Origin of the sequence: Lawsonibacter asaccharolyticus (genome assembly GCF_022453915.1) — a bacterium.
Taxonomy (GTDB): domain Bacteria; phylum Bacillota; class Clostridia; order Oscillospirales; family Oscillospiraceae; genus Lawsonibacter; species Lawsonibacter asaccharolyticus.
Genome location: NZ_CP091870.1, coordinates 1,792,041 through 1,814,578 on the forward strand (window position 1 = coordinate 1,792,041; position 22,538 = coordinate 1,814,578).

The 22,538-nt window shown below is 60.3% G+C and carries 22 protein-coding genes; 11 read left to right on the forward strand and 11 right to left on the reverse strand.

The features are described 5' to 3' along the window. Positions 1 to 10: 10 nt before the first annotated feature. From L9O85_RS08560 to L9O85_RS08590, 7 genes are all read right to left on the reverse strand, one after another. Complete coding sequence (locus L9O85_RS08560) at positions 11 to 1,312, reverse strand: phenylacetate--CoA ligase family protein (protein ID WP_050624977.1); 1,302 nt, start codon at positions 1,310 to 1,312, stop codon at positions 11 to 13. A 72-nt stretch (positions 1,313 to 1,384) separates the two neighbouring features. Further along, positions 1,385 to 1,597, reverse strand: a complete 213-nt coding sequence (locus L9O85_RS08565) for a hypothetical protein (protein WP_050624978.1) — start codon at positions 1,595 to 1,597, stop codon at positions 1,385 to 1,387. A 45-nt stretch (positions 1,598 to 1,642) separates the two neighbouring features. Further along, positions 1,643 to 1,846, reverse strand: coding sequence for a hypothetical protein (locus L9O85_RS08570; protein WP_301578397.1), 204 nt, complete (start codon positions 1,844 to 1,846; stop codon positions 1,643 to 1,645). Beyond that, positions 1,843 to 2,406: a GNAT family N-acetyltransferase gene (locus L9O85_RS08575; RefSeq protein WP_108981147.1), complete on the reverse strand. Its 564-nt coding sequence runs from the start codon at positions 2,404 to 2,406 to the stop codon at positions 1,843 to 1,845. Before L9O85_RS08575 ends, L9O85_RS08570 begins: the two co-directional genes overlap by 4 nt. A gap of 15 nt (positions 2,407 to 2,421) precedes the next feature. Next, on the reverse strand, positions 2,422 to 2,994 hold the full coding sequence (locus tag L9O85_RS08580; protein ID WP_050624981.1) for an indolepyruvate oxidoreductase subunit beta: 573 nt from the start codon (positions 2,992 to 2,994) through the stop codon (positions 2,422 to 2,424). Between the two features lie 3 nt (positions 2,995 to 2,997). Next, positions 2,998 to 4,740, reverse strand: coding sequence for an indolepyruvate ferredoxin oxidoreductase subunit alpha (iorA, locus tag L9O85_RS08585; protein WP_050624982.1), 1,743 nt, complete (start codon positions 4,738 to 4,740; stop codon positions 2,998 to 3,000). 61 nt (positions 4,741 to 4,801) lie between these two features. Next, complete coding sequence (locus L9O85_RS08590; protein ID WP_050624983.1) at positions 4,802 to 5,125, reverse strand: YerC/YecD family TrpR-related protein; 324 nt, start codon at positions 5,123 to 5,125, stop codon at positions 4,802 to 4,804. Between the two features lie 650 nt (positions 5,126 to 5,775). Here L9O85_RS08590 and L9O85_RS08595 point away from each other — a divergent pair. The 4 genes from L9O85_RS08595 (at position 5,776) to L9O85_RS08610 (ending at position 11,210) form a co-directional block, all read left to right on the forward strand. Beyond that, on the forward strand, positions 5,776 to 7,410 hold the full coding sequence (locus L9O85_RS08595; protein ID WP_301578398.1) for a class I adenylate-forming enzyme family protein: 1,635 nt from the start codon (positions 5,776 to 5,778) through the stop codon (positions 7,408 to 7,410). Between the two features lie 147 nt (positions 7,411 to 7,557). Further along, the gene (locus tag L9O85_RS08600) at positions 7,558 to 8,460 is read left to right on the forward strand and encodes a bifunctional enoyl-CoA hydratase/phosphate acetyltransferase (RefSeq protein WP_301578399.1); all 903 of its coding nucleotides are present in this window, start codon (positions 7,558 to 7,560) and stop codon (positions 8,458 to 8,460) included. A 25-nt stretch (positions 8,461 to 8,485) separates the two neighbouring features. Continuing rightward, on the forward strand, positions 8,486 to 9,577 hold the full coding sequence (gene buk, locus L9O85_RS08605) for a butyrate kinase (RefSeq protein WP_050624986.1): 1,092 nt from the start codon (positions 8,486 to 8,488) through the stop codon (positions 9,575 to 9,577). Positions 9,578 to 9,887: 310 nt separating this feature from the next. After that, on the forward strand, positions 9,888 to 11,210 hold the full coding sequence (locus L9O85_RS08610; RefSeq protein WP_301578400.1) for an MATE family efflux transporter: 1,323 nt from the start codon (positions 9,888 to 9,890) through the stop codon (positions 11,208 to 11,210). 73 nt (positions 11,211 to 11,283) lie between these two features. Here the strand turns inward: L9O85_RS08610 and L9O85_RS08615 are convergent, their stop codons facing one another. Further along, positions 11,284 to 11,889, reverse strand: a complete 606-nt coding sequence (locus tag L9O85_RS08615; RefSeq protein WP_301578401.1) for a hypothetical protein — start codon at positions 11,887 to 11,889, stop codon at positions 11,284 to 11,286. 39 nt (positions 11,890 to 11,928) lie between these two features. Then, complete coding sequence (locus tag L9O85_RS08620) at positions 11,929 to 12,555, reverse strand: hypothetical protein (protein ID WP_301578402.1); 627 nt, start codon at positions 12,553 to 12,555, stop codon at positions 11,929 to 11,931. A 233-nt stretch (positions 12,556 to 12,788) separates the two neighbouring features. Between L9O85_RS08620 and L9O85_RS08625 the strand changes: the two genes are divergently transcribed. Genes L9O85_RS08625 through L9O85_RS08635 form a run of 3 tightly spaced genes read left to right on the forward strand, consistent with a single transcriptional unit; the run spans position 12,789 to position 14,015 of the window. Further along, positions 12,789 to 13,187, forward strand: coding sequence for a PadR family transcriptional regulator (locus L9O85_RS08625; protein ID WP_301578403.1), 399 nt, complete (start codon positions 12,789 to 12,791; stop codon positions 13,185 to 13,187). Then, positions 13,180 to 13,563, forward strand: coding sequence for a hypothetical protein (locus L9O85_RS08630; protein ID WP_301578404.1), 384 nt, complete (start codon positions 13,180 to 13,182; stop codon positions 13,561 to 13,563). Before L9O85_RS08625 ends, L9O85_RS08630 begins: the two co-directional genes overlap by 8 nt. Before the next feature lie 5 nt (positions 13,564 to 13,568). Continuing rightward, positions 13,569 to 14,015: a hypothetical protein gene (locus L9O85_RS08635; RefSeq protein WP_301578405.1), complete on the forward strand. Its 447-nt coding sequence runs from the start codon at positions 13,569 to 13,571 to the stop codon at positions 14,013 to 14,015. A 62-nt stretch (positions 14,016 to 14,077) separates the two neighbouring features. Here the strand turns inward: L9O85_RS08635 and L9O85_RS08640 are convergent, their stop codons facing one another. Further along, positions 14,078 to 14,467 (reverse strand): DUF4363 family protein, encoded by a 390-nt coding sequence (locus tag L9O85_RS08640; protein ID WP_050624987.1) that lies wholly within the window; start codon positions 14,465 to 14,467, stop codon positions 14,078 to 14,080. A gap of 3 nt (positions 14,468 to 14,470) precedes the next feature. Next, the gene (locus L9O85_RS08645; RefSeq protein WP_242850353.1) at positions 14,471 to 15,202 is read right to left on the reverse strand and encodes a YetF domain-containing protein; all 732 of its coding nucleotides are present in this window, start codon (positions 15,200 to 15,202) and stop codon (positions 14,471 to 14,473) included. Between the two features lie 206 nt (positions 15,203 to 15,408). Here L9O85_RS08645 and L9O85_RS08650 point away from each other — a divergent pair, with 206 nt between their 5' ends. The 4 genes from L9O85_RS08650 (at position 15,409) to guaA (ending at position 22,524) form a co-directional block, all read left to right on the forward strand. Then, positions 15,409 to 16,491, forward strand: coding sequence for a carbamoyl phosphate synthase small subunit (locus L9O85_RS08650; protein ID WP_108981142.1), 1,083 nt, complete (start codon positions 15,409 to 15,411; stop codon positions 16,489 to 16,491). After that, on the forward strand, positions 16,491 to 19,700 hold the full coding sequence (gene carB / locus L9O85_RS08655; RefSeq protein WP_108981141.1) for a carbamoyl-phosphate synthase large subunit: 3,210 nt from the start codon (positions 16,491 to 16,493) through the stop codon (positions 19,698 to 19,700). The genes L9O85_RS08650 and carB overlap by 1 nt, the downstream gene beginning before the upstream one ends. Positions 19,701 to 19,824: 124 nt before the next feature. Further along, a complete protein-coding gene (locus L9O85_RS08660; protein ID WP_301578406.1) occupies positions 19,825 to 20,721 on the forward strand; it encodes an immunoglobulin-like domain-containing protein in 897 nt (298 codons plus the stop codon). Between the two features lie 261 nt (positions 20,722 to 20,982). Further along, the gene (gene guaA / locus L9O85_RS08665; protein ID WP_301578407.1) at positions 20,983 to 22,524 is read left to right on the forward strand and encodes a glutamine-hydrolyzing GMP synthase; all 1,542 of its coding nucleotides are present in this window, start codon (positions 20,983 to 20,985) and stop codon (positions 22,522 to 22,524) included. Positions 22,525 to 22,538: the final 14 nt, after the last annotated feature.

Genomic DNA, 22,538 nt, shown 5'->3' on the forward strand with positions numbered 1-22,538 from the left:
GTCAAATCAGTCAGATCTTGCGCTTGTCGATGACACGGACCGCCTTGCCCTCGCTGCGGACGATGGACTTGGGAGCCACCAGGGTGACCTTGGCGGACAGGCCCAGCATGGAGCGCAGGCCGTCCACCAACTCCTTCTGGCGGCGGTCCACCTCGCCCACCTTGTCGGTAAACATCTCCGGGGTCATCTCCACCTGCACGTCCAGGGTGTCGGTGGAGTGGACCCGATCCACGATGATCTGGTAGTTGGCGGGATAACCGTAATTGAGGAGCACCGTCTCGATCTGGGAGGGGAATACGTTGACCCCCCGGATGATGAGCATGTCGTCGGTGCGGCCCCTGGGCTTGGACATCTTCACATGGGTGCGGCCGCAGGGACACTTTTCCCGGGTGAGGGTGCAGATGTCCCGGGTGCGGTAGCGCAGCAGAGGAAACGCCTTCTTTGTGATGGAGGTGAATACCAGCTCGCCCTCGCTGCCCTCGGGCAGCACCTCGCCGGTGTCCGGGTCGATGATCTCAGCGATGAAGTGGTCCTCGTTGATGTGCATCCCTCTCTGGGCGGAGCACTCGAAGGAGACACCGGGGCCGGACAGCTCGGTGAGCCCGTAGATATCATATGCCTTGATGCCCAGGGTATTCTGAATGTCCTGGCGCATCTCCTCGGACCAGGCCTCCGCACCGAATATGCCCGCCTTCAGGGGGATCTCCTCCGGACTCATTCCCATCTCCTTCATGGTCTCGCCGATGTAGGCGGCATAGGAGGGGGTGCAGCACAGGATGGTGGCGTTCAAGTCTTTGATGAACATGATCTGACGCTCGGTGTTGCCCGAGGAGGTGGGGATGGTGAGGCAGCCCACCTTGTGGCTGCCTCCGTTGAGGCCGGGGCCGCCGGTGAACAGTCCGTAGCCGTAGGACACCTGGCACACATCCTCATTGGTGCCCCCCGCAGCCATGATAGCCCGGGCACAGCAGTCCTCCCAGAGATCGATGTCCTCCTGAGTGTAGAAGGCCACCACCCGCTTGCCAGTGGTGCCAGAGGTGGACTGGATGCGGACGCAGTCCTTCAGGGGCATCCCCACCAGCCCGTAGGGGTAAGCATCCCGCAGGTCAGACTTGGTGAGGAAGGGCAGCTTGTACAGGTCGTCGCTGGACTTGATATCCGCCGGTGTGACCCCCTTCTCCTCCATCTTTTTGCGGTAGTAGGGCACGTTGTCCCACACATGCTGGACCTGCTTTACCAGGCGCTCGTCCTGCCAGGCCTTGATCTGTTCCCGGGACGCAGTCTCGATCTCCGGCTGATAATAGCGTTCCAATGGAATCATCCCTCTCTCGTTTTCATATTTCTTCTCTTTCATGCAAAAAAGAGTCAAAGAAATTCTCGGCTTTTATTTAGGCGATGTCTGCTGCTTTTTCCGAAGCAGTTCCAGCACCGCGATCAGAGCAAAGGAAAACAGGGCGGCACACCCGCTCAACAGGAACATGGCCAGATTTTCCGGCGTGCTCGCATCAAAAAAAGCAATTCCGCACACCAGAGCCACATAGAGGGCAAATGCTCCCCAAAGCCCCAAAAGCCACTCTATGACAATGACAAATTTCATCCATGTCCCCCCTCTATCCTGATTTTTTTATGGACCCCCCTGCGATCATCCCAGCTCGTCCAGGCGGGCCATCACATGGGCCAGGCCGTGGGAGATCAGCCCCATGCCCAGCCACTCCGCCAGTCCGGTGCCTCCCGGCTGATAGATATTGTACGGCACAGCGGCCGCATACAGGGTCAAAGCCCCATGCAGGGCGGCTGCCAGCAGGCACACCCAGCCCCAGATCCGCAGCAGATACTTCCAGATCATCCCTGCGTCCCCCCTTCTGTCCGAAAAAGGGGTTCCGGCGGCCGGTCCGGGGGGGTGAGGCGCAGGCCGTACTGGGCCACGTCGTGCCACTCCCCCAGCTTGAATCCCATCCGAGGGTACAGCCCCTGCCGGGTAAAGCCGAAGCGGCGGTGCAGGGCCTCACTGCCCGGGTTGGGCAGTCCCAGCACCCCGTACAGGTTGACCAGCCCCATTTCCCGCAGCTTGGGGATGAGCGCCCCGTAGAGGGCGGTGCCGATCCCCAAGCCCTCCCGACCCCGGCGCACATAGACAGTGAGCTCCGCGTTCCACTGGTAGGCCTCCCGCTCCATGTGGCGGTGGGCGTAGGCATAGCCCAGGATCTCCCCCGCCCGGCAGCACACCAGATAGGGGTAGTGCCGGGAAAATTCCTCCATACGGCGCCGGAACTCCTCCACCGTGGGCGGGACGCACTCAAAGGTCACCCAGCTCTCCTCCACATATGGGGCATAGATGGACAGCAGCTCCGCCGCGTCCTCCGGCTCTGCCCTGCGGATCTCCAAAGGGACGCGCTCCTCCGCCATCTCTCCGCCCTCCTTTCAGGCGTTCTTACCCAGCTGGAATGCCTTCTTGTTCAGCTCCAGGAACTTGGAAGGCACACAGACCTCCAGGGACTTCTGCCACGCCTCGTCGGGCAGATCGAAGTAGTGGGAGAGCCGGCCCATCAGCACGATGTTCACCGCCTTGGAGGAGCCTGCCTCCTCGGCCAGAGCCAAGCAGTCCAGGGCGTCCACCTTGGCGCCGGCCGCTTTCATCTTCTCCACCAGGTTTTCCGGGTACTGGGCCGCGCCGGTGATAACGGGCATGGGATCGATCTGCTGGGTGGAGGTGACGATCTGGCCGTCGGGCTTCAGATAGCTGAGCCAGCGGGCGGCCTCCAGCAGCTCGAAGGAGACGATGTAGTCAGCCTCCCCCTTGTCGATAACAGGGGAATTTACCCGATCGCCGTAGCGCACATAGGTGACCACGCTGCCGCCCCGCTGGGACATGCCGTGGACCTCGGACACCTTTACGTCATAGCCCTGCTCCATCAGCAGATGGCCCAGCAGCTTGCTGGCCAGCAGGGAGCCCTGTCCGCCCACGCCTACGATCATGATATTCTTGGTCTTCATGGCTCAGCCCTCCTTCTCGGTGCTCTGGAAGGCACCAAATGCGCACATCTGTTCACACACGCCGCAGCCCACGCACAGGGTGTTGTCCACATGGGCCTTGCCCTCCTTCATGGAGATAGCGGGGCAGCCGATGCGCATGCAGCTCTTGCAGCCCACGCACTTGTCCGTATCCACCGCCAGAGGGGCCTGGTGCTTTACATACTTCAGCAGGGCGCAGGGCCGGCGGCTGATGATGACGGAGGGCTCCCGGGCGGCCAGTTCCTCCTTCACCGCCTGGTCGGTGGCCTTCAGGTCATAGGGGTCCACCACCCGGACCCGTTCAAAGCCCATGGCCCGGCACAGCTGCTCCAAATCGATCTTTCCCGCCGGCTCCCCCTTGATGTTGTAGCCGGTAGTGGGGTTCTGCTGGTGGCCGGTCATGCCGGTGATGGAGTTGTCCAGGATGATGACCGTGGAGTTGGACTGGTTATAGGCGATGTTGGCCAGGCCGGTCATGCCGGAGTGCATGAAGGTGGAGTCTCCGATGACGGCCACCGTCTTCCCCTCGCTTTTCTCCCCCAATGCCTTGTTGAAGCCGTGGATGCCGCTGATGGAGGCGCCCATGCAGAGGGTCATCTCCATGGCGTTCAGAGGGGCCACCGCCCCCAGGGTGTAACAGCCGATGTCGCCCAGCACGGTACACTTGTTTTTTGCCAGGGTGTAGAACAGTCCGCGGTGAGGACAGCCGGCGCACATCACCGGCGGGCGGGGCGGGATGGCGTCCTCCAGGGCGGTGCCGGTATGTACCGCGCCGCCCAGCTTGGCGGCCACCAGGTTCTGGGAGAACTCCCCCTCCAGGGGCAGGGCCTCCTTGCCGGAAACGGTCAGGCCCAGCTGACGGCAGTAGTTTTCGATGATGGGATCCAGCTCCTCCACCACCACCAGTCGGTCCACCTTGGCGGCGAAGTCCCGGATCAGTCCCTCGGGCATAGGGTGGACCATCCCCAGCTTGAGGACAGAGGCTTCCTCCCCAAAGACCTCCTTCACATACTGGTAGGAGGTGCTGGAGGTGATGATGCCCAGCTTGGTGTCCCCCATCTCAACCCGGTTCAGATCGCAGGTCTCGGCGTACTGGGCCAGGCGGCGCATCCGGTCCTCCACCACCGGGTGGCGGCGGATGGCATTGCCCGGCATCATTACATACTTGGCGATGTTCTTCTCATAGGGACGCTCCGGCCCCTCGGTCCGGGGGCTGGTCTCCACGATGGACTGGGAGTGGGCCACCCGGGTGCACATCTTCAGGATCACCGGAGTGTCGAACTCCTCGGAGATCTCATAGGCCCGCCTGGTGAAGGCCAGGGCCTCGGCGGAGTCGGCGGGTTCCAGCATGGGCAGCTTGGCGGCGATGGCGTAGTGCCGGGAGTCCTGCTCGTTCTGGGAGGAGTGCATCCCCGGGTCGTCGGCCACCGCGATGACCATGCCCGCATTGACGCCGGTATAGGCCACAGTGAACAGCGGGTCAGCGGCGACGTTGAGGCCCACGTGCTTCATGGCGCAGAAGGACCGCTTTCCTGCCAGGCTGGCGCCGAAAGCCACCTCCATGGCTACCTTCTCATTGGGGGCCCACTCACAGTAAATATCGTCGAATTTGGCGGCCTCCTCGGTGATCTCGGTGCTGGGGGTGCCGGGGTAGCTGGAGATCACGCAGCAGCCCGCCTCGTAAAGTCCCCGGGCAACGGCGGCGTTGCCCAACATCAGTTGTTTCATGAATCTGTTCCCTGCTTTCTGTATTGTTCTTCCCCGCAATGCCGGACGGCTTCCCGCACCGTCACGGCTCAGGATCTGCTTTGGGCTCTCCCAGGCCCTCCCGGATGATGACGTCCTGCATCACACCGCCGGCGCCGTTGTCCAGCATGGCCCGGCGGACCCGGCTGATGGTGGCACTGCTGGCCCCCGTTTTCTCCAGGATGTCCAGGTAGACCAACCCCTGCTGGAGGTAGACCGCCACGTCGAACCGCTGCTCCAGGGAGCGCAGCTCGGTGGGGGTGCACAGGTCGTCAAAAAAACGGCAGCACTCGTCCAGGTCCTTCAGCTTCAGGATTGTCTCGTACAGGGCCATGCTGCGGCCCCTCTGATGTTCCGCTTTGGGCATAGTGTCACTCCTTTTTCGCGCCGCGGGCAAAGGGACGCCCGTGGTTCAATGGTTTAAAGTGATTTTAGCACATCAAAGCGTGAAGGTAAAGAGAAAACCGCCCTGGCGGGGACCGTTTTTTGAAAAAGGGTACAAAAAAACCTCTGGCGACTGCCGCCAGAGGACGGGGCGTGCCCCGTGGTACCACCTCTTTTTACCGCCCCCTCGCGAGTGCGGCCTCAATGGGTATCCAGCAATACCCAGCCTCTGTAACGGGAGGACCCGGTTCCGCTCTACTTGCCCCCGGAGGGAGCGTTCCTCGGACGGCTCGGGAGAGGAAATTTCAAGCTGCGGAACCAGGCCCCTCGCACCTACCGGGAACTCTCTGACTGGCTCTCTCCGCGCTCTATGCTGTCTCCGTCTGCGCCTTTGTTGGTTTGCATTATACACCTCTCTTCCCATTTGTCAAGCGGGATTTTCTGTGTCTCCAGGCAGGGGGCCCCTCCTTCGCTCCAAAGACGCTGCCTCTGAAAGATCCCGCCAGCAGGAGGCGTTTGGGAAAGAAAGGACCTTTCCTCTTGACATTCGGGAAAAAATTCGCTATGATACTTTAACGAGTAAAACCAATGAAGTCAGGCGGCACCGCCGCCTTTTGGAAAGGACCGAGGCAAATGCCCATTACCGACCTGCTGGAGCGCAATCACAAGCTCTACGGCGGCGAGACCGCCCTGGTGGAGATCAACCCGGAGATCCAGGAAAAGCACCGGGTCACGTGGAAGGAATATGAGCTCATCGAGCCCGCATCCACCGTCCCCTACCGCCGGGAGATCACCTGGGGCGTCTTCGACGAGAAGGCCAACCGGGTGGCCAACATGCTCCTCTCCCGCGGGGTGAATAAGGGGGACAAGGTGGCTATCCTGCTGATGAACTGCCTGGAGTGGCTGCCCATCTATTTCGGCATTCTGAAGGCCGGAGCCATCGCCGTCCCTCTGAACTTCCGCTACACCGCCCAGGAGATCGAGTACTGCGTCCAGCTGGCCGACGTGGATGTGCTCCTCTTCGGCCCGGAGTTCATCGGCCGGGTGGAGGACGTGGCGCCCTCCCTGTCCCGGGGCCGCCTGCTCTTCTTTGTGGGAGAGAACTGCCCCTCCTTTGCCGAGGACTACCACACCGCCACCGCCAACTGCTCCAGTGAGCCCCCTAAGGTGCTCATCCAGGATGAGGATGACGCGGCCATCTACTACTCCTCCGGCACCACCGGCTTCCCCAAGGCCATCCTCCTCAAGCATCAGGCCCTGCTCCAGTCCGCCCGGATGGAGGCCGTCCACCACGAGACCTGTCACGAGGACGTATTCCTCTGTATCCCGCCCCTGTACCACACCGGCGCCAAGATGCACTGGTTCGGCTCCCTGTTCACCGGCAGCCGGGCCGTCCTGCTCAAGGGCAACTCCCCCAAGGCCATCTTCGATGCCGTCTCCAACGAAGGCTGCACCATCGTCTGGCTGCTGGTGCCCTGGTGCCAGGACATTTTGGCCTCCCTGGACCGTGGTGAGCTGAAGCTGGAGGACTACCGCCTGTCCCAGTGGCGGCTGATGCACATCGGCGCCCAGCCGGTGCCCCCCTCCCTCATCAAGCACTGGATGAGCTATTTCCCCCATCACCAGTACGACACCAACTACGGCCTGTCCGAGTCCACCGGACCGGGCTGCGTCCACCTGGGCCTGGGCAATCTCCATAAGGTGGGGGCCATCGGCGTCCCCGGCTGCGGCTGGAAGGTGAAGATCACCGACGAGAACGACCAGCCCGTCCCCTTCGGCCAGGTGGGGGAGCTGTGTGTGAAGGGCCCCGGCGTCATGGTGTGCTACTACCACAATCCGGAGGCCACCGCCGAGGTGCTCAAGGACGGCTGGCTCCACACCGGCGACATGGCCAAGCAGGATGAGGACGGCTTCTACTTCTTAGTGGACCGGAAAAAGGACGTCATCATCTCCGGCGGCGAGAACCTGTACCCGGTGCAGATCGAGGACTTCCTGGCCGCCTACCCCAAGGTCCACGACGTGGCCGTCATCGGCCTGCCCGACAAGCGGTTGGGGGAGATCGCCGCCGCCATCATCCAGATCAAAGAGGGCATGACCTGCACAGAGAGCGAGATCAACCAGTTCTGCACTGACCTGCCCCGGTACAAGCGCCCCCGGAAGATCATCTTCGCCCCCGTCCCCCGTAACGCCACCGGCAAGATTGAAAAGCCCAAGCTGCGGGAGCAGTATTGCGGCGTCCGCCTGGTGGAGGCCCAGAACCGAGGATGAACTGACCGCCTGATCCACCGCCCGCCTCCCCGATGGGGGGCGGGCGGTCTTTGTTTCCCCCTATCCTCCGCCCAGGCCTCCCAGAGAAAAATGATGTACATTTTTCCTCTTCCGTGGTAAACTATCCGAAAAAGGAGGGTTTTTTCCATGCTTTCATCCTTTGCCCAGCTCCGGCAGCAGCTCCATCAGTCCGGTCCCCGGTCCGCCGTGGTGGCCGCCACCCAGGATGAGCACACCCTCCAGGCCGTGCTGGCCGCCCGGCGGGACGGCCTGATCCACCCCATCCTGGTGGGGCCCCCGGACCAGCTCCGCCCCCTGCTGGACCGTCTGGGCGCTTCGGTCCCGGAGGAGGACTTGGTCCCCGCCGGAACAGAGGCGGAGTGCGCCGCCCGGGCCGTGGCCCTGGTCCGCCAGGGGCGGGGCAGTCTGCTCATCAAGGGCCGTCTGTCCACGGGCGCCCTGCTGGGGGCCGTAGTAGACCGCGCCGGCGGCATCCGCGGGGAGGGGCTGCTCTCCCATGTGGCCATTCTGGAGGTCCCCGCCTACCACAAGCTACTCTACATCACCGACGGCGGGCTGGTCATCGCTCCCGGCCTGGAGGAGAAGCGGGCCATCCTCCGCAACGCCCTGTCACTGTGCCGCTTTCTGGGGTATGAGAGGCCCAAGGCGGCGGCGCTGTGTGCTGCGGAGACGGTGAGCCCCCGCATGCCCGAGACCGGAGACGCCGCCGCCCTCCGGGAGGAGGGGGAGCGGGGAGACTTCGGCCCCTGCCTGGTGGAGGGCCCCATCTCTCTGGATCTGGCCACCAGTGCTGAGGCGGCCCGCCTCAAGGGCTACTGCAGCCCGGTGGCGGGGGACGCGGACATCCTTCTCGTCCCCTCCATCGCCGCCGGCAATCTGCTGGGCAAGGCCCTCTATGGGCTGGCCGGCGGGAAGATGGCCGGTGTGGTGCTGGGCGCCTCGGTGCCCATCGCCCTCAACTCCCGGGGGGCTTCCTGGGAGGAGAAATATAACTCCATCCTCATCTGCGCCGCCATGTCCCGGCGGTGATCCTGCCAAAAAGGAGGCGTTTCTCATGCCGGAACGGCTGCTTATCCTGAACCCCGGCTCCACCAGCACCAAGGCGGCGGTGTATGACGGCACCCGGCCTCTCTTTTCCCGGAGCATCCCCCACTCCAATCAGGACCTTGCCCCCTTCCCCACCCTCAACGACCAGCTGGACTACCGGGTGGCCCTGGTCCGGGGCCTGCTGGCCCAGGAGCGGGTGGACCTGTCCACCCTCACCGCCGTGGTGGGCCGAGGCGGCATCCTGCCCAACATCGTGGCCGGGGGCTACCAGGTGAACGACGCCCTGGTGGACTGCCTGCTCCACTATCCGGTCTTTGAGCACGCCTCCAACCTGGGAGGCGTGATGGCCCTGGCCTTCGCCCGGCCCCTGGGCATCCCCGCCTACATCTATGACGCCGTCACCAGCGACGAGCTGCTGCCCGAGGCCCGGATCACCGGCTTCAAGGGGGTCACCCGCACCAGCTTCTGCCATGTGCTCAACGCCCGGGCCACCGCCCACAAGTACGCCGAGAGCCGGGGACTGGCCTATAAGGACATGAATCTGGTGGTGGCCCATCTGGGGGGCGGCATCAGTATCAGTGCCCACAGCCACGGCCGAATCATCGACTCGGTATCCGATGACGCCGGCCCCTTCTCCCCCGACCGCTCGGGAAGCACCAACACCCTCTATGTGGTGGACCTGTGCTACTCCGGCAAATACACCAAGGCGGAGATGCTGAAAAAGCTGCGGGGCGAGGGGGGCATGTCCGCCCTGCTGGGCACCCACGACTGCCGGGAGATCGAGAGGCGCATCCAGGCGGGAGACGAGCGGGCCGCCCTGGTGTACAAGGCCCAGGCCCTCCAGATCGCCAAGGGGGTTGGCACCCTGCTGGGCTGCTTCACCGAACTGATCGACGCAGTGATCCTCACCGGCGGGCTGGCCTATTCCAAGATGCTCACCGACATGGTCATCGGCTACCTCCACAACCTGGCCCGGGTGGTGGTCATCCCGGGGGAAAATGAGATGGAGGCCCTGGCCCTGGGCGGCCTGCGCCTGCTGCGGGGGGAGGAGCCGGTGCACACCTTCGCCCCCGCCTGCGATTTGTCTGTTATCCCGTAGGCAGCTCTGTTTTCTTTCTCCGGCCCGCCCTGCCCAGATGGGCAGACCGCCCCATCCCCCCGCGCCTGACTCCTCCGGCGGGATCGGTCCAGACCAAACCCGCCAGCTCCCTTCTCCTCCTGGAAGGGCCTTGACATTCCCGCCCTCTTCTGGTATCTTAAGAGTACAAATTGGATAGACGGTCCACCGCCGGGTGGGCCCCATGCGTTGTTTTCCTGTATCGTTAGGCCTTTGTAAGATACGGGATCACAGCGCTTTTTCTTTGCCCTGGCGCGGCCGGGGCTGGACCTTACCGAAAGAGGTGCAGAATATGTCACAGTCCACTCCTCTGCGGGAGTTTGTCCGCTACTCCGCCCTCAGCTCCTGCGGCATGATCGCGGTGTCCTGCTACATCCTGGCCGACACTTTCTTCGTGGCCCAGGGCCTGGGCACTGCCGGGCTGGCCGCCCTGAATCTGGCTATCCCCATCTACAACTTCATCCACGGCACCGGCCTGATGCTGGGGATGGGCGGGGCCACCAAATACTCCATTCATCAGAGCCGGGGGGACCCCGGCGGCGCTTCCAGGATGTTCACCGGCATGCTTCTTCTGTCCGTCCTCTTCTCCATCCCCTTCCTCCTGCTGGGCCTGTTCTGCTCCCATGGGATCACCGTCCTCCTGGGGGCCGACCAAGCTGTGTTTGAGATGACCCGGACCTATCTCCAGGTGCTGCTCCTCTTCGCCCCCGCCACCCTCGTCAACGACGTGCTGCTCTGCTTCGTCCGCAACGACGGGGACCCCCGGCTGTCCATGCTGGCCACTGCAGCAGGCAGCCTGGCCAACATCGTGCTGGACTACATCTTTATTTTCCCCATGGGGATGGGCATCTTCGGTGCGGTGCTGGCCACCGGGATGTCCCCCGTGCTGGGCATCCTCATCCTGCTTCCTCACTGTATCCGCAAAAAGGGAGATCTGCGCCTGGTCCCCGGCCCTCTCTCCCCCGGCCCCACAGCCTCTGCCCTCTCCCTGGGCCTGCCCTCCCTGCTGGCCCAGTTGTCCTCCGCCGTGGTCATGATCGCCTTCAACAGCATCATCCTGGGTCTGGAGGGCAACACGGGAGTGGCGGCCTACGGCGTCATCGCCAACATCTCCCTGGTGGTCACCGCCGTGTACACCGGCATCTCTCAAGGCATCCAGCCTCTGGTGAGCACCGCCCACGGCCAGGACCGTCCCGGTCTGATCCGCCAGTACCTGCGCTATGCCCTGATCACCCTCCTGGTCCTGTCCGCCGCCCTCTACCTCCTGCTGTTCCTCTTTGCCGGACCGGTGGCCCTGATCTTCAACAGTGAGGGGGACCCCCGGCTCCAGCAGATCGCCGAAGAGGGCCTGCGGCTCTATTTCACCGGCGCGCTCTTTGCCGGGTTCAACATCATCCTGTCAATGTATTTCACCTCGGTGGAGCGGGCCCTGCCTGCCCATATCACCTCCCTGCTGCGGGGTTTCCTCCTGATCCTCCCCATGGCCTTCCTGCTGGCCGCCTGCTGGGGCATGACGGGCGTCTGGCTGGCCTTTCCCCTCACCGAAGCCGTCACCGCGGCCCTGGGCGCTGGATTTTACGCCCTCTATGCCCGCAGGGGCAGGGCAAAGCTGTAAGGTGTTTTCCCTGTTTATTTATTAAAGTAGCAGAAGGCCCGTCCCACATGGGACGGGCCTTCTGCCATCCTAATCATCCCGCTCCAGCCGTAATTTTCCCCTTTGCATTACAGAAAAATGTGACGGAAATCTCCGCGTTTGACCATTTGCCTCCACCGGGCAATCCTATTGTCCCCGATGCCGCATAGACACATTCTTTTCCTCCATCATAAAATGTATGATTTTCTTCTGACGTAGTCCATGTATATCCTGCACTGTGACTTTTTGTAGAAAACTCCGCATCAACCATTACCTGACTGTTCCTATCAAGGTCATATTCTGTTACAAATTCTCCTGTAACTGCAACATACATATGCGCAGATCCATAATCAGCTTGTGCAATTCCAGTACAGCTGTTTCCAGCGGTGGTGGAAGTAACCGTCATTTCCTGTGTGATGAGCGCCCCTATCGCATACAGATGATCTTCAAACTCTTCCAAAGTACCAGCCTGTTGCATGTCAAACGTTCCAAATGGCTCGAGCGTGATTTCTGCGTCATACTGCTCTGACACTTTTTTTGCGATCTCTACATATTTGTCATACAGATCATTTTGTGATTCATTTGCAAAAACCGGGCTTATCATACCGAGAGCTAAGACAAATATGAAGAACCATCCAGTTATAAAATGAATTTTTTTCATACTATTTCTCCTTTTATCTCAAACTTGTCTCATGATTCATTAAGAAATCTGTCCTATCCATGAGCAATAAAACTCCACCTGAATACTTCTATTTTTCCAGATTGTAGTACCACTTTCAATGTCACCATCTTGCCCTACATAATAAGTTCGTAATGTATCACTGTCAATTTCCGCATCTATGGGCGTAGTAGGAATCCATGTGTATCCTGTATTATTTGCTTTTGTTGTAAATGTTGCACTGTCAAATACTTGTGAATCCATTTTTTCATTGTAAACTGTAACAAAATCCCCCGTTACCTTGATACTGATTGTCCTAGCTCCTGCATTTACCTCAGCGTATTTAGTGTATGTATTTCCTGCTCGGGTGTGGGGAAGTTCCATACGATATTCTACGTTGTTTAAATAGCGTTGCTGAGGATCAGTTAATTGTGCAATGGCTTCCAGTGTGTCCTTAAAATATTCCGGGTTTTGAGCTTCTTCAAAATCAAAACTTTCCATCGGGACAATCGTAACGTCTGCTTCATATTTTTTTGAAATTGATTCTACAATTTCCACATATTGACCATAAAGTTCTCTTTGTTCTTCTGAAAAATCTCTTGCATATGTTACTATCGCCATTGATAAACACAAACCAATCACCATTAAAGCTCCAAAAATTCTTTTCATGCAACTTTCCTCCTGCTTTTCTTTGAAACAGTTATTGCTTACATCACCCTAAGAATGTGTCTTATAAAACCATTGGACTCCTCCTCCTTTAGTATCTCTTTGTCCACATTGTACTCTTTAACAATATATTTGTCAATAACAATTATATAGTTAAAAAATATTATCTTATTGACAAATTTTTTCTATTAAGTTATACTATTTTTATCAGTACTGATTTTTGTATGGAGATATGCATGAAAAAAAACGACCAGGACCTGCGGGTCCGCAGCGGGACCCCTTCCAGCATCCGGGAGTCTTTAAAAAAATCTGTCACAGAGATGCTCGTCCTCTTTGTTCTCAGAAAGCGGCCCATGTACACCTATGAGATGATGCAGGAGATCGACACGCTCAGCGGCGGAGCGATCACCTTCAACACGCTCTACCAGGCCATTTACCGGCTTCAAGGCTTTCAATATATTGCGGAGCACGATAAGGTGGTGGCGGGCAACCGGATGCGCATCTACTTTGCCGTTACCTTCGCGGGGGAGGCCTATTTGGAGCAGCTCATCCAGGAGTACCGGGACTTCACCGGTGCGGTAGACAAGATCCTGGGGCTGGATCGGAACGGACAAGGAGGAACATCTCATGCGTAACTTCTACCAATACCAGAAGGCCCTCTCCCGGGCGCTGAACTGCCCCGCCCCGCTGCGCCGGAGGCTGCTAGACCATGTCTATCAGACCGTACAGGACTTTCAGGCGGAAAACCCGGACACGGGGTGGCCGGAGGCCGAGGCCTACCTGGGGAACCCCGAGGACCTGGCTCTGGTCATGCTGGAATGTGAGGACCAGAAAAAATTGGCGCAATATCGCAGAAAGACGCATTTATGGAAGCGGATCGTTTCCGTTTTACTTGCCATTGGCCTGGCTGTCTTTTTGATTTGCGGTATTTACATCTATTTTGTCAAAAGCCAGCCTTTGGAAATCACGATGACCGATACACTTGTGATCTATTCAGAAAAGGAGTTGTGAGCGGAATGAAAAGAATGATGTCCTTGATCCTGTCCATCCTGGTATTGGCCTCTGTATTGATACTGCCGGCTGGCGCAGCGGCCCAGAGCGCCCCCAGCACCACGGTCTGGATAGAGGAGTATGGAGACTTGCAGGTGGAAACCATTTTGACTGTCTATGACTCTCTTCGCAGTTCCAGCAGAACCGCAGAAAAAACGAAAAAGGTATATTCAAGCGGGAATCTGATCGCCACAGTCACCCTAAAAGCCACCTTCGGCTATGACGGCTCTGAGGCCTGGGTAATCAGCGCCAGCGCCTCCAAAAGCACCAGCGGGGGGTGGTCCTACGGCGGACAGTCCATTGACAAGGACGGCGGCACTGCGACCCTGACAGCGGAACTCTCCAAATATCCCTATTCTGATATTCCTGTGGAGATCTCTATGACCTGTTCTCCCTCCGGCAAAATCAGCTGAATTTCTTTTGTAGGCAGCAAGACCGGCCCGGACATGGATGCCATGTCCGGGCCGGTCCTCTCTTACAGCACATTTTCCAGAGAGGGGTCCTCCATCTCCGCCAGCAGCTCCAGCTGGGCGATGAGCTGGGCGTTGGCGGCTGCGTACTGGTCCATCTCTTCCAGCTTCAGGTACTCTTCCACCGAGCGGAACAGGAGCAGCACCTGGTCCGTGTCGCTGTGTCGCAGCAGGGCATGGAGCCAGAAGCTCCTCTCCTGCCAGTTCCGGTACACCCCTCCCGTCACCTGGGCAGCCCGCTCCCAGTCGCCCCTCTCACTCATGGCCTGGGCCTGCTCCAGCCGGGAAACATAATCTGCAGTCAGTCCGTCCACCCACCAGCCGGTACCCAGGGCGGCGGCCAGCAGAGCGGCCAGGATGCCCACCGCCGCCCAAAGGCGCTTCATCTCTCCCATTCCCTACTTTCCCTCCCTGGGGACGAAATACACGCCCCCGGCCTCGTCCACTGTCAGCAGGAACACGTCCCGGAAGTCGGGATACCCGTGCTCCGCCAGCTGCTTGTCCAGCCAGGACAGGTCCAGCCCCCGCCGCTTCAGGTTGTCCTGCAAAATGCGCCCGTCGCTGATGATGACCACGGGCAGCCCAGTCTCCCGGCTCTCCAGCCCCAGCTGCCGGGCGGTGGCCGGCCTCTGCTCGGCGTAGGGCAGGACGGACAGCCGGCCGTTGGTCTCCAGGATGCCGTATTTCACCCCAGCCAGATCGGTGTAGCCCTGCCCCCGCAGCTCCTCCAGAAGCTCATCCACCGTCAGCCGGTTGCGGCGCATCTCCCCCTGGTCCACTTTTCCGTCCCGGACCACGATGCTGGGCCGGCCGCACATCAGGGTGCGGAAGCGGATGCTCTTCATGGTCAGCACCGAGAGGATCATGGTCAGGGACAGCAGGGCCAGGATGGGCACCACCCCGGCATGGAGGGGGATGCCCAGGTCCTGCATGGGCACCGAGGCCAGGTCCGCGATGAGCAGGGAGAGCACCAGCTCCGAGGGCTCCAGCTCCCCCACCTGGCGCTTGCCCATCAGCCGCACCCCGGCGATGATGAGGATGTATAGGATCACGGTACGGATCAGCGCGGTGAACATGGCTTCCTCCTGTCCGCCCCCGGCCCGCCGGGCGCTTCGTTCCATCCCTCTCATTCTTGCCCTTCTCCGGCCCTATTATTCTTTAATTCTTCGGTGCGTTTTCTCCAAAAGCCGCCGGTGTTTTTTTTCGAAAAAAGGAGAAACGACATCTTGCATTGCGGGTCGTTTTCCGATAAAATATTAAGAAGCAAACTGGAGGGTCATGCCCTCCTGAAGCAATGCGTATGAGAACCTGGAACGGAAGGCGTGTGAGAGAATTGATGAAAGCGACTTTGATCCTGGCCAACGGAAGCGTTTTTTCCGGGACCAGCATCGGCGGCACCTCCGACCGGATCTGTGAGATGGTGTTCAACACCTCCATGACCGGCTATCAGGAGATCCTGACCGACCCCTCCTATGCTGGACAGGGCGTGGTGATGTCCTATCCCCTCATTGGCAATTACGGCGTCAACCACGAGGACAACGAGTCCCGCCGCCCTTGGGTGGAGGCCCTTGTTGTCCGCCATCTGTCTCCCCAGGGGAGTAATTTCCGCTGTGAGGACACACTGGACAGCTATCTGAAACAATACGACATTACCGGCATCCAGGGCGTGGATACCCGGGCACTGACGAAAATACTCCGCAGTCAGGGGAGCATGAACGGTATGCTCACCTGTGCGGAGCATTTTAATGTGGCCGAGGTCATGGAGCGGCTGCGCTCCTATGAGGTGAAAGACACCATCCGCAGGGTGACCCGGACCGAGCCCGAGGTGTTTGACGCCTATGGCGAGGAAACGCACCTGGTGGCCGTGATGGACTACGGCGTGAAGCAGAACATCATCGAGTGCCTGCGCCGCCGCGGCTGTAAGGTCGTGGCCCTGCCCGCCTACACCCCCGCCAGCGAGGTGCTCTCCAGCGGCTTTGACGGCGTGATGCTCTCCAACGGCCCCGGCGATCCCGCTGAGAACACTGAGATCATCGCAGAGCTGCGCAAGCTCTATGACAGCACCATCCCCATCTTCGGCGTGTGCATGGGCCACCAGCTTCTGGCCCTGGCCACCGGCGCCAAGACAGGCCGGCTGGCCTATGGCCACCGGGGCGGCAACCACCCCGTCCGTGACCTGGAGAAGGAACGTGTGTTCATCACCAGCCAGAACCACGGCTATATGGTCCTCTCTGACACGGTGGACCCTGCCGTGGCCGAGGTATCCCACATCAACGTCAACGACGGCACCTGCGAGGGACTGAAGTACAAGCGCCCCAACTGCTTTACCACTCAGTTCCATCCCGAGGCCAACGCCGGCCCCAAGGATACGGAATACCTCTTCAACCGCTTTATCGACTCCATGGGAGGTGCCAAGTAATGCCGAAGTACACCGATATCAAGAAGGTCCTGGTGCTGGGTTCCGGCCCCATCGTCATCGGCCAGGCCGCCGAATTCGACTATGCCGGCACCCAGGCCTGCCGCGCGCTGAAGGAGGAGGGCCTGGAGGTCGTCCTGATCAACTCCAACCCCGCCACCATTATGACGGACAAGGACATCGCCGACCACGTCTATATCGAGCCCATGAACCTGCCCTCCATCACTCAGATCATTGAGAAGGAGCGCCCTGACGCCCTTCTGCCCAACATGGGCGGCCAGACCGGCCTGAATCTGGCCATGGCGCTGTATGAGAACGGCACCCTGGAGAAGTACGGCGTGCGCCTGCTGGGCACTAGCCCCGCCTCCATCCACAAGGCGGAGGACCGCCAGGGCTTCAAGGACTGCATGGAGTCCATCGGCCAGCCCTGCGTCACCTCCAAGGTGGTCAACACCGTGGAGGATGCCGTCTCCTTCACCAACGAGATCGGCTACCCTGTGATCGTCCGCCCCGCCTATACCCTGGGCGGCACCGGCGGCGGCATCGCCTACGACGAGGTCTCCCTGCGGGAGATCTGCGACCGCGGCCTGAACCTGTCCCGGGTCCACGAGGTGCTCATCGAGCGGTGCATCGCCGGCTGGAAGGAGATCGAGTTCGAGGTCATGCGGGACTCCGCCGGCAACGTCATCACCATCTGCTCCATGGAGAACATCGATCCCGTGGGCGTCCACACCGGCGACTCCATCGTGGTGGCCCCCACCCAGACCCTGGCCAACCGGGAGTTCCAGATGCTCCGCTCCGCCGCCCTGGACATCATCTCCGCCCTGGAGATCGAGGGCGGCTGCAACGTGCAGTTCGCCCTGAACCCGGACTCCTTCGAGTATGCAGTCATCGAGGTCAATCCCCGTGTGTCCCGCTCTTCTGCCCTGGCCTCCAAGGCCACTGGCTACCCCATCGCCAAGGTGGCCGCCAAGGTGGCCCTGGGCTACACCCTGGACGAGATCCCCAACGCGGTGACCGGCAAGACCACCGCCTGTTTCGAGCCCACCATCGACTACTGCGTGCTGAAGATCCCCCGCCTGCCCTTTGACAAGTTCACCACCGCCAGCCGTACCCTGGGCACTCAGATGAAGGCCACCGGCGAGGTCATGGCCATCGCCAACTCCTTCGAGGGCGCGCTGATGAAGGCCATCCGCTCCCTGGAGCTGAACGTGCGGGCCCTGAAGCTGGACAAGCTGGAGGGCCTGTACACCGACGAGATCGAGGACCTGCTGGTCCAGGTCACCGACGAGCGTCTCTTTGTGGTGGCCGAGGCCCTGCGCCGCGGCTTCTCCCCCCAGAAGATCAACCACATCACCAAGATGGACATCTGGTTCCTGGACGGCTTCCAGCGGATCATCGACATGGAGAACGAGCTGTCCCGCTGTAAGGGTGAGCCCGATATGGACACCCTGAAGCGGGCCAAGGAGATGTGCTTCGCCGACAGCTATATCGGCACCTTGTGCGGCATGACCCAGGCCCAGGTGAAGGCCCTGCGGGAGCGGTACGGCATCATCCCCTCCTTCAAGATGGTGGACACCTGCGCCGCCGAGTTCGACGCCGAGACCCCCTATTACTACTCCACCTATGACGGAGAGAACGAGGCGGTGGACAACGGCTCCGGCAAGAAGAAGGTGCTGGTGCTGGGCTCCGGCCCCATCCGCATCGGCCAGGGCATCGAATTCGACTACTGCTCTGTCCACTCTGTGTGGGCCTTCCGCCGCATGGGCTATGAGACCATCATCATCAACAACAACCCCGAGACCGTCTCCACTGACTTCGATGTGGCGGACAAGCTGTACTTCGAGCCGCTGACCGCCGAGGATGTGCAGAACATCGTGGAGCTGGAGAAGCCCTGGGGCGCCGTGGTCCAGTTCGGCGGACAGACCGCCATCAAGCTGGCCAAGGCGCTGACTGAGATGGGGGTGCAGATCCTGGGCACCTCTGCCGACGGCGTGGACGCCGCCGAGGACCGGGAGCGTTTTGACGAGATTTTGGAGAAGTGCGCCATCCCCCGGGCCAAGGGCCGCACCGTCTTTACCACCCAGGAGGCCCTTCAGGCGGCCAATGAGTTGGGCTACCCCGTGCTGGTCCGGCCCTCCTACGTACTGGGCGGGCAGGGTATGGAGATCGCCTACTCCGACCGGAACATCGAGGAGTTCATGCGGATCATCAACCTGACCGTTCAGGAGCATCCCATTCTCATCGACAAGTACCTTATGGGCCGGGAGCTGGAGGTGGACGGCGTGTTCGATGGGGAGGACATCCTCATCCCCGGCATCATGGAGCATGTGGAGCGGGCCGGCGTCCACTCCGGCGACTCCATCGCGGTCTATCCCCCCCTCCACCTGGAGGACAAGCATCGGGAGCTGATCCTGAAGCACACCAAGAACATGGCCAAGCACTTGGGCGTCATTGGACTGATCAACGCCCAGTACATCCTCTATAACGACGACATCTATGTTATCGAGGTCAATCCCCGCTCCTCCCGCACCATCCCCTATATCTCCAAGGTCACCGGCGTGCCCATCATCGATCTGGCCACTAAAGTGATGCTGGGCCAGAAGCTGAAGGACCTGGAGTACGGCACCGGCATCTACAGGGAAGCCGACTACTACGCCGTCAAAGCCCCGGTTTTCTCCTTTGAAAAGCTCACTGACGTGGACACCGGCCTGGGCCCGGAGATGAAGTCCACCGGCGAGGTGCTGGGCCTGGCCGAGACCTTCCCTCAGGCCCTGCTGAAGGCCTTCAAGGGGGCCGGTCTGAAGGCGCCCAAGCGTGGCGGCCGTATCATCATCACTGTCAAGGACGAGGACAAACAGGAGATCGTGGGCATCGCCCGGGGCTTTGAAGAGATGGGCATCGAGCTCTTTGCCACCTCCGGCACCTGCGACGTGCTCCAGGAGGCGGGCATCGAGTGCAAGCGGGTCAACCGCGTCTCTCAGGCCCACCCCAACATTCTGGATATGATCGCCTCCGGCACCGTGGACCTGATCATCAACACTCCCACCAAGGGCCGCAAGCACGACACCGACGGCTTCCGCATCCGCCGCTCTGCGGTGGAGCACTCCGTGGGTTGCATCACCGCCATCGACACCGCCCGGGCCATCCTCACTGTCCGTCAGCAGAGCCGCAGCGAGGATCTTACCCCCATCGACATCACGCAGATCTGACCATCATCTCCCCGGGCCCGTTTGGGCCCGGGGAGATGCCCTGACGGACCTCCCCGCCTCCTATGGAACTTTTTTGTTTTTGGATCGTCTCATAAGACAGAACACAAAAACGGAGGTGCCTGCCATGAAGTTCTTTCAGTCTGCGCGCCGGTTTCGTTCCGCAATCGTCTTGCTCCTGCTGGCCAGTCTTCTGATTTGGAGGCATTTTTTCGCGCTTCCCTTTATTTGGCCCGGCCAGAGTGTCACTCTTACTGCCTACAACGGTGAAACGACCCAGCAGAAATTGATCTATACATGGCAGGACATGCTGAAATTTCATTTTACACTCTTGACAGCCGGGGCTCGGCCCGCTCAGCTTCAGCAGCATGCTGATGCTTCCCAGCCCGTGTATGGTCTCTCTGTCGCTGGTGTCCGCAAAGACTTTGATGCCGTTGTATGGGACGGTCTCTGGATCGATAACAGCGGCCGGGTCCTCTCCACTGATTTGGACCTTTCCTCTCTTTGGGAGCAGCTTTCTGTTGACACCCATACCAGGGAGGGCATGTCCTCTCTCCCCTGCCTTCGTGAGCTTGCCCTTCTGTCAGGTCAGTGGGACTGCCGGTTTTTGCCGGAGGGTTCCCTGGGGACGCCCAGAGCAGACGTCCCCATGATTCTCTCTTCCCCTGCGGGCCATACGCTGGAATGGAGCGTCTCCAATCAAAGCAATGACGCCCTTTTACACGGGAATTCCGGCAGCGCGGGTCTAGAAGTCCTTTTGGATGGTCTGTGGTATGGCGTTCCGTGGAAAACAGATTTGAACTACGGTGTCACCGCAGAGTCCTACACTTTAGAACCGGGCGGCCGGACCTCCATATCCCAGCTGCCCCAGCATTACGGAGACGGCTTTCCGGATGGCCGTTACCGCATCGTATTGCATTACCACATCTATGACCGTAAAACCGATACATATCAGGATGCCGGATTTTCTGCGGCAGAATTTCAGATACAGGACAGCCTGTTTTTCTGTCCGGATATATCATAGGTCTGTCTGCTGAAAACAAAAAACCCACACCAAAGTGGTGTGGTTCCTTGCAGGGGGCCCCCTTTACCGCTCGCTGACCGCAGGCTCCTGTCCGTCGTAGAGCAGGTCCTCCAGGTCAATCCGGCTGTTTTCCTGGAATTGCATCATGTGATCATCTCCTTTCCCTCTGTCTGCCTTCAGCATACTCCTCTTTTCCCGGGGATACAAGGGAAGTTTGGTGAAATTTCTGTAAAATCTACTCACTGAAGAAAGGATGAGTCTATGTCCCATCAGACCGTCATCGTTCTGGACTTCGGCGGCCAGTACAATCAGCTAATCGCCCGCCGGGTCCGGGAGTTCAATGTGTACTGCGAGGTCATGCCCTGCACCACGCCCCTTTCCCAACTGAAAGCCATGGACCCCATCGGCATCATCTTCACCGGCGGCCCCAACAGTGTGTATCTGGATTCCTCCCCCCACGTGGACCCGGAGATCTTCACCTGGGGAGTGCCCATCCTGGGCATCTGCTATGGCTGCCAGCTCATGGCCCACACCCTGGGCGGCCAGGTCACCGAGGCCCAGGACGATTCCGCTCGCGAATACGGCAAGACCCAGACCTACTACGACACCACCTCTCCCCTCTTCAAGGGCCTGCCTCAGGAGGGTATCTCCTGGATGAGCCACGGGGACTACATGGCCAAGGTGCCTGACGGCTTCGCTCTCACCGCCCACAGCGACAGCTGCCCCAATGTGGCCATTGCGGACGAGGCCCGGGGCTTCTATGGGGTCCAGTTCCACCCCGAGGTCAACCACACCCAGCACGGCATCGACATGATCCACAACTTCCTCTATGAGGTGTGCCGCGCCAAGGGCGACTGGACTATGGAGGACTACTGCCGGACCGCCATTGCTCAGATCCGGGAGAAGATCGGCGGCGGGAAAGTGCTGCTGGCCCTGTCCGGCGGAGTGGACTCCTCCGTAGCCGCGGCCCTGCTGGCCGAGGCGGTGGGCAGTCAGCTCACCTGCGTGTTTGTGGACCACGGCCTCATGCGGAAAAATGAGGGAGACGAGGTGGAGGCCGCCTTCTCCAAGTGGGACATCAACTTCGTCCGCGTGGACGCGGAGCAGCGCTTCCTCATCAAGCTGGCCGGGGTATCTGAGCCGGAGCACAAGCGGAAGATCATCGGCGAGGAGTTCATCCGGGTCTTTGAGGAGGAGGCCAAGAAAATCGGCCGGGTGGATTACCTGGTCCAAGGCACCATCTACCCAGACGTGATCGAGTCGGGAGCCGGAGATGCCGCCGTCATCAAGAGCCACCACAATGTAGGAGGGCTGCCCGACTACGTTGACTTCAAGGAGATCATCGAGCCCCTGCGTCTGCTGTTCAAGGATGAGGTCCGTCAGCTGGGTCGGGAGCTGAAGCTGCCGGAATATCTGGTGATGCGTCAGCCCTTCCCCGGTCCCGGCCTGGCCATCCGGGTCATCGGAGACTTGACCAAGGACAAGCTGGACCGCCTGCGGGACGCCGATGCCATTTACCGGGAGGAGATCGCCGCTGCCGGCCTGGGTGCCTCCATCAACCAGTATTTTGCCGTCCTCACCAACACCCGTTCGGTGGGTGTCATGGGTGACGGCCGGACCTATGACTATACCCTGGCCCTCCGTGCCGTCACCACCAGCGACTTCATGACCGCCGACTGGGCCCGAATCCCCTACGACGTACTGGACAGGATCTCTACCCGCATCGTCAATGAGGTCCAGGGCATCAACCGCATCGTCTACGACATCACAAGTAAACCCCCGGCCACCATCGAGTGGGAATAAATCATGATAACCGC

Bases quoted from the DNA above. Each gene is read 5' to 3' on its own strand.
- L9O85_RS08565 (WP_050624978.1), bottom strand. From the start codon at position 1,597: ATGAAATTTGTCATTGTCATAGAGTGGCTTTTGGGGCTTTGGGGAGCA.
- L9O85_RS08570 (WP_301578397.1), bottom strand. From the start codon at position 1,846: ATGATCTGGAAGTATCTGCTGCGGATCTGGGGCTGGGTGTGCCTGCTG.
- L9O85_RS08575 (WP_108981147.1), bottom strand. From the start codon at position 2,406: ATGGCGGAGGAGCGCGTCCCTTTGGAGATCCGCAGGGCAGAGCCGGAG.
- L9O85_RS08580 (WP_050624981.1), bottom strand. From the start codon at position 2,994: ATGAAGACCAAGAATATCATGATCGTAGGCGTGGGCGGACAGGGCTCC.
- iorA (WP_050624982.1), bottom strand. From the start codon at position 4,740: ATGAAACAACTGATGTTGGGCAACGCCGCCGTTGCCCGGGGACTTTAC.
- L9O85_RS08590 (WP_050624983.1), bottom strand. From the start codon at position 5,125: ATGCCCAAAGCGGAACATCAGAGGGGCCGCAGCATGGCCCTGTACGAG.
- L9O85_RS08595 (WP_301578398.1), top strand. From the start codon at position 5,776: ATGCCCATTACCGACCTGCTGGAGCGCAATCACAAGCTCTACGGCGGC.
- L9O85_RS08600 (WP_301578399.1), top strand. From the start codon at position 7,558: ATGCTTTCATCCTTTGCCCAGCTCCGGCAGCAGCTCCATCAGTCCGGT.
- buk (WP_050624986.1), top strand. From the start codon at position 8,486: ATGCCGGAACGGCTGCTTATCCTGAACCCCGGCTCCACCAGCACCAAG.
- L9O85_RS08610 (WP_301578400.1), top strand. From the start codon at position 9,888: ATGTCACAGTCCACTCCTCTGCGGGAGTTTGTCCGCTACTCCGCCCTC.
- L9O85_RS08615 (WP_301578401.1), bottom strand. From the start codon at position 11,889: ATGAAAAAAATTCATTTTATAACTGGATGGTTCTTCATATTTGTCTTA.
- L9O85_RS08620 (WP_301578402.1), bottom strand. From the start codon at position 12,555: ATGAAAAGAATTTTTGGAGCTTTAATGGTGATTGGTTTGTGTTTATCA.
- L9O85_RS08625 (WP_301578403.1), top strand. From the start codon at position 12,789: ATGAAAAAAAACGACCAGGACCTGCGGGTCCGCAGCGGGACCCCTTCC.
- L9O85_RS08630 (WP_301578404.1), top strand. From the start codon at position 13,180: ATGCGTAACTTCTACCAATACCAGAAGGCCCTCTCCCGGGCGCTGAAC.
- L9O85_RS08635 (WP_301578405.1), top strand. From the start codon at position 13,569: ATGAAAAGAATGATGTCCTTGATCCTGTCCATCCTGGTATTGGCCTCT.
- L9O85_RS08640 (WP_050624987.1), bottom strand. From the start codon at position 14,467: ATGGGAGAGATGAAGCGCCTTTGGGCGGCGGTGGGCATCCTGGCCGCT.
- L9O85_RS08645 (WP_242850353.1), bottom strand. From the start codon at position 15,202: ATGAGAGGGATGGAACGAAGCGCCCGGCGGGCCGGGGGCGGACAGGAG.
- L9O85_RS08650 (WP_108981142.1), top strand. From the start codon at position 15,409: ATGAAAGCGACTTTGATCCTGGCCAACGGAAGCGTTTTTTCCGGGACC.
- carB (WP_108981141.1), top strand. From the start codon at position 16,491: ATGCCGAAGTACACCGATATCAAGAAGGTCCTGGTGCTGGGTTCCGGC.
- L9O85_RS08660 (WP_301578406.1), top strand. From the start codon at position 19,825: ATGAAGTTCTTTCAGTCTGCGCGCCGGTTTCGTTCCGCAATCGTCTTG.
- guaA (WP_301578407.1), top strand. From the start codon at position 20,983: ATGTCCCATCAGACCGTCATCGTTCTGGACTTCGGCGGCCAGTACAAT.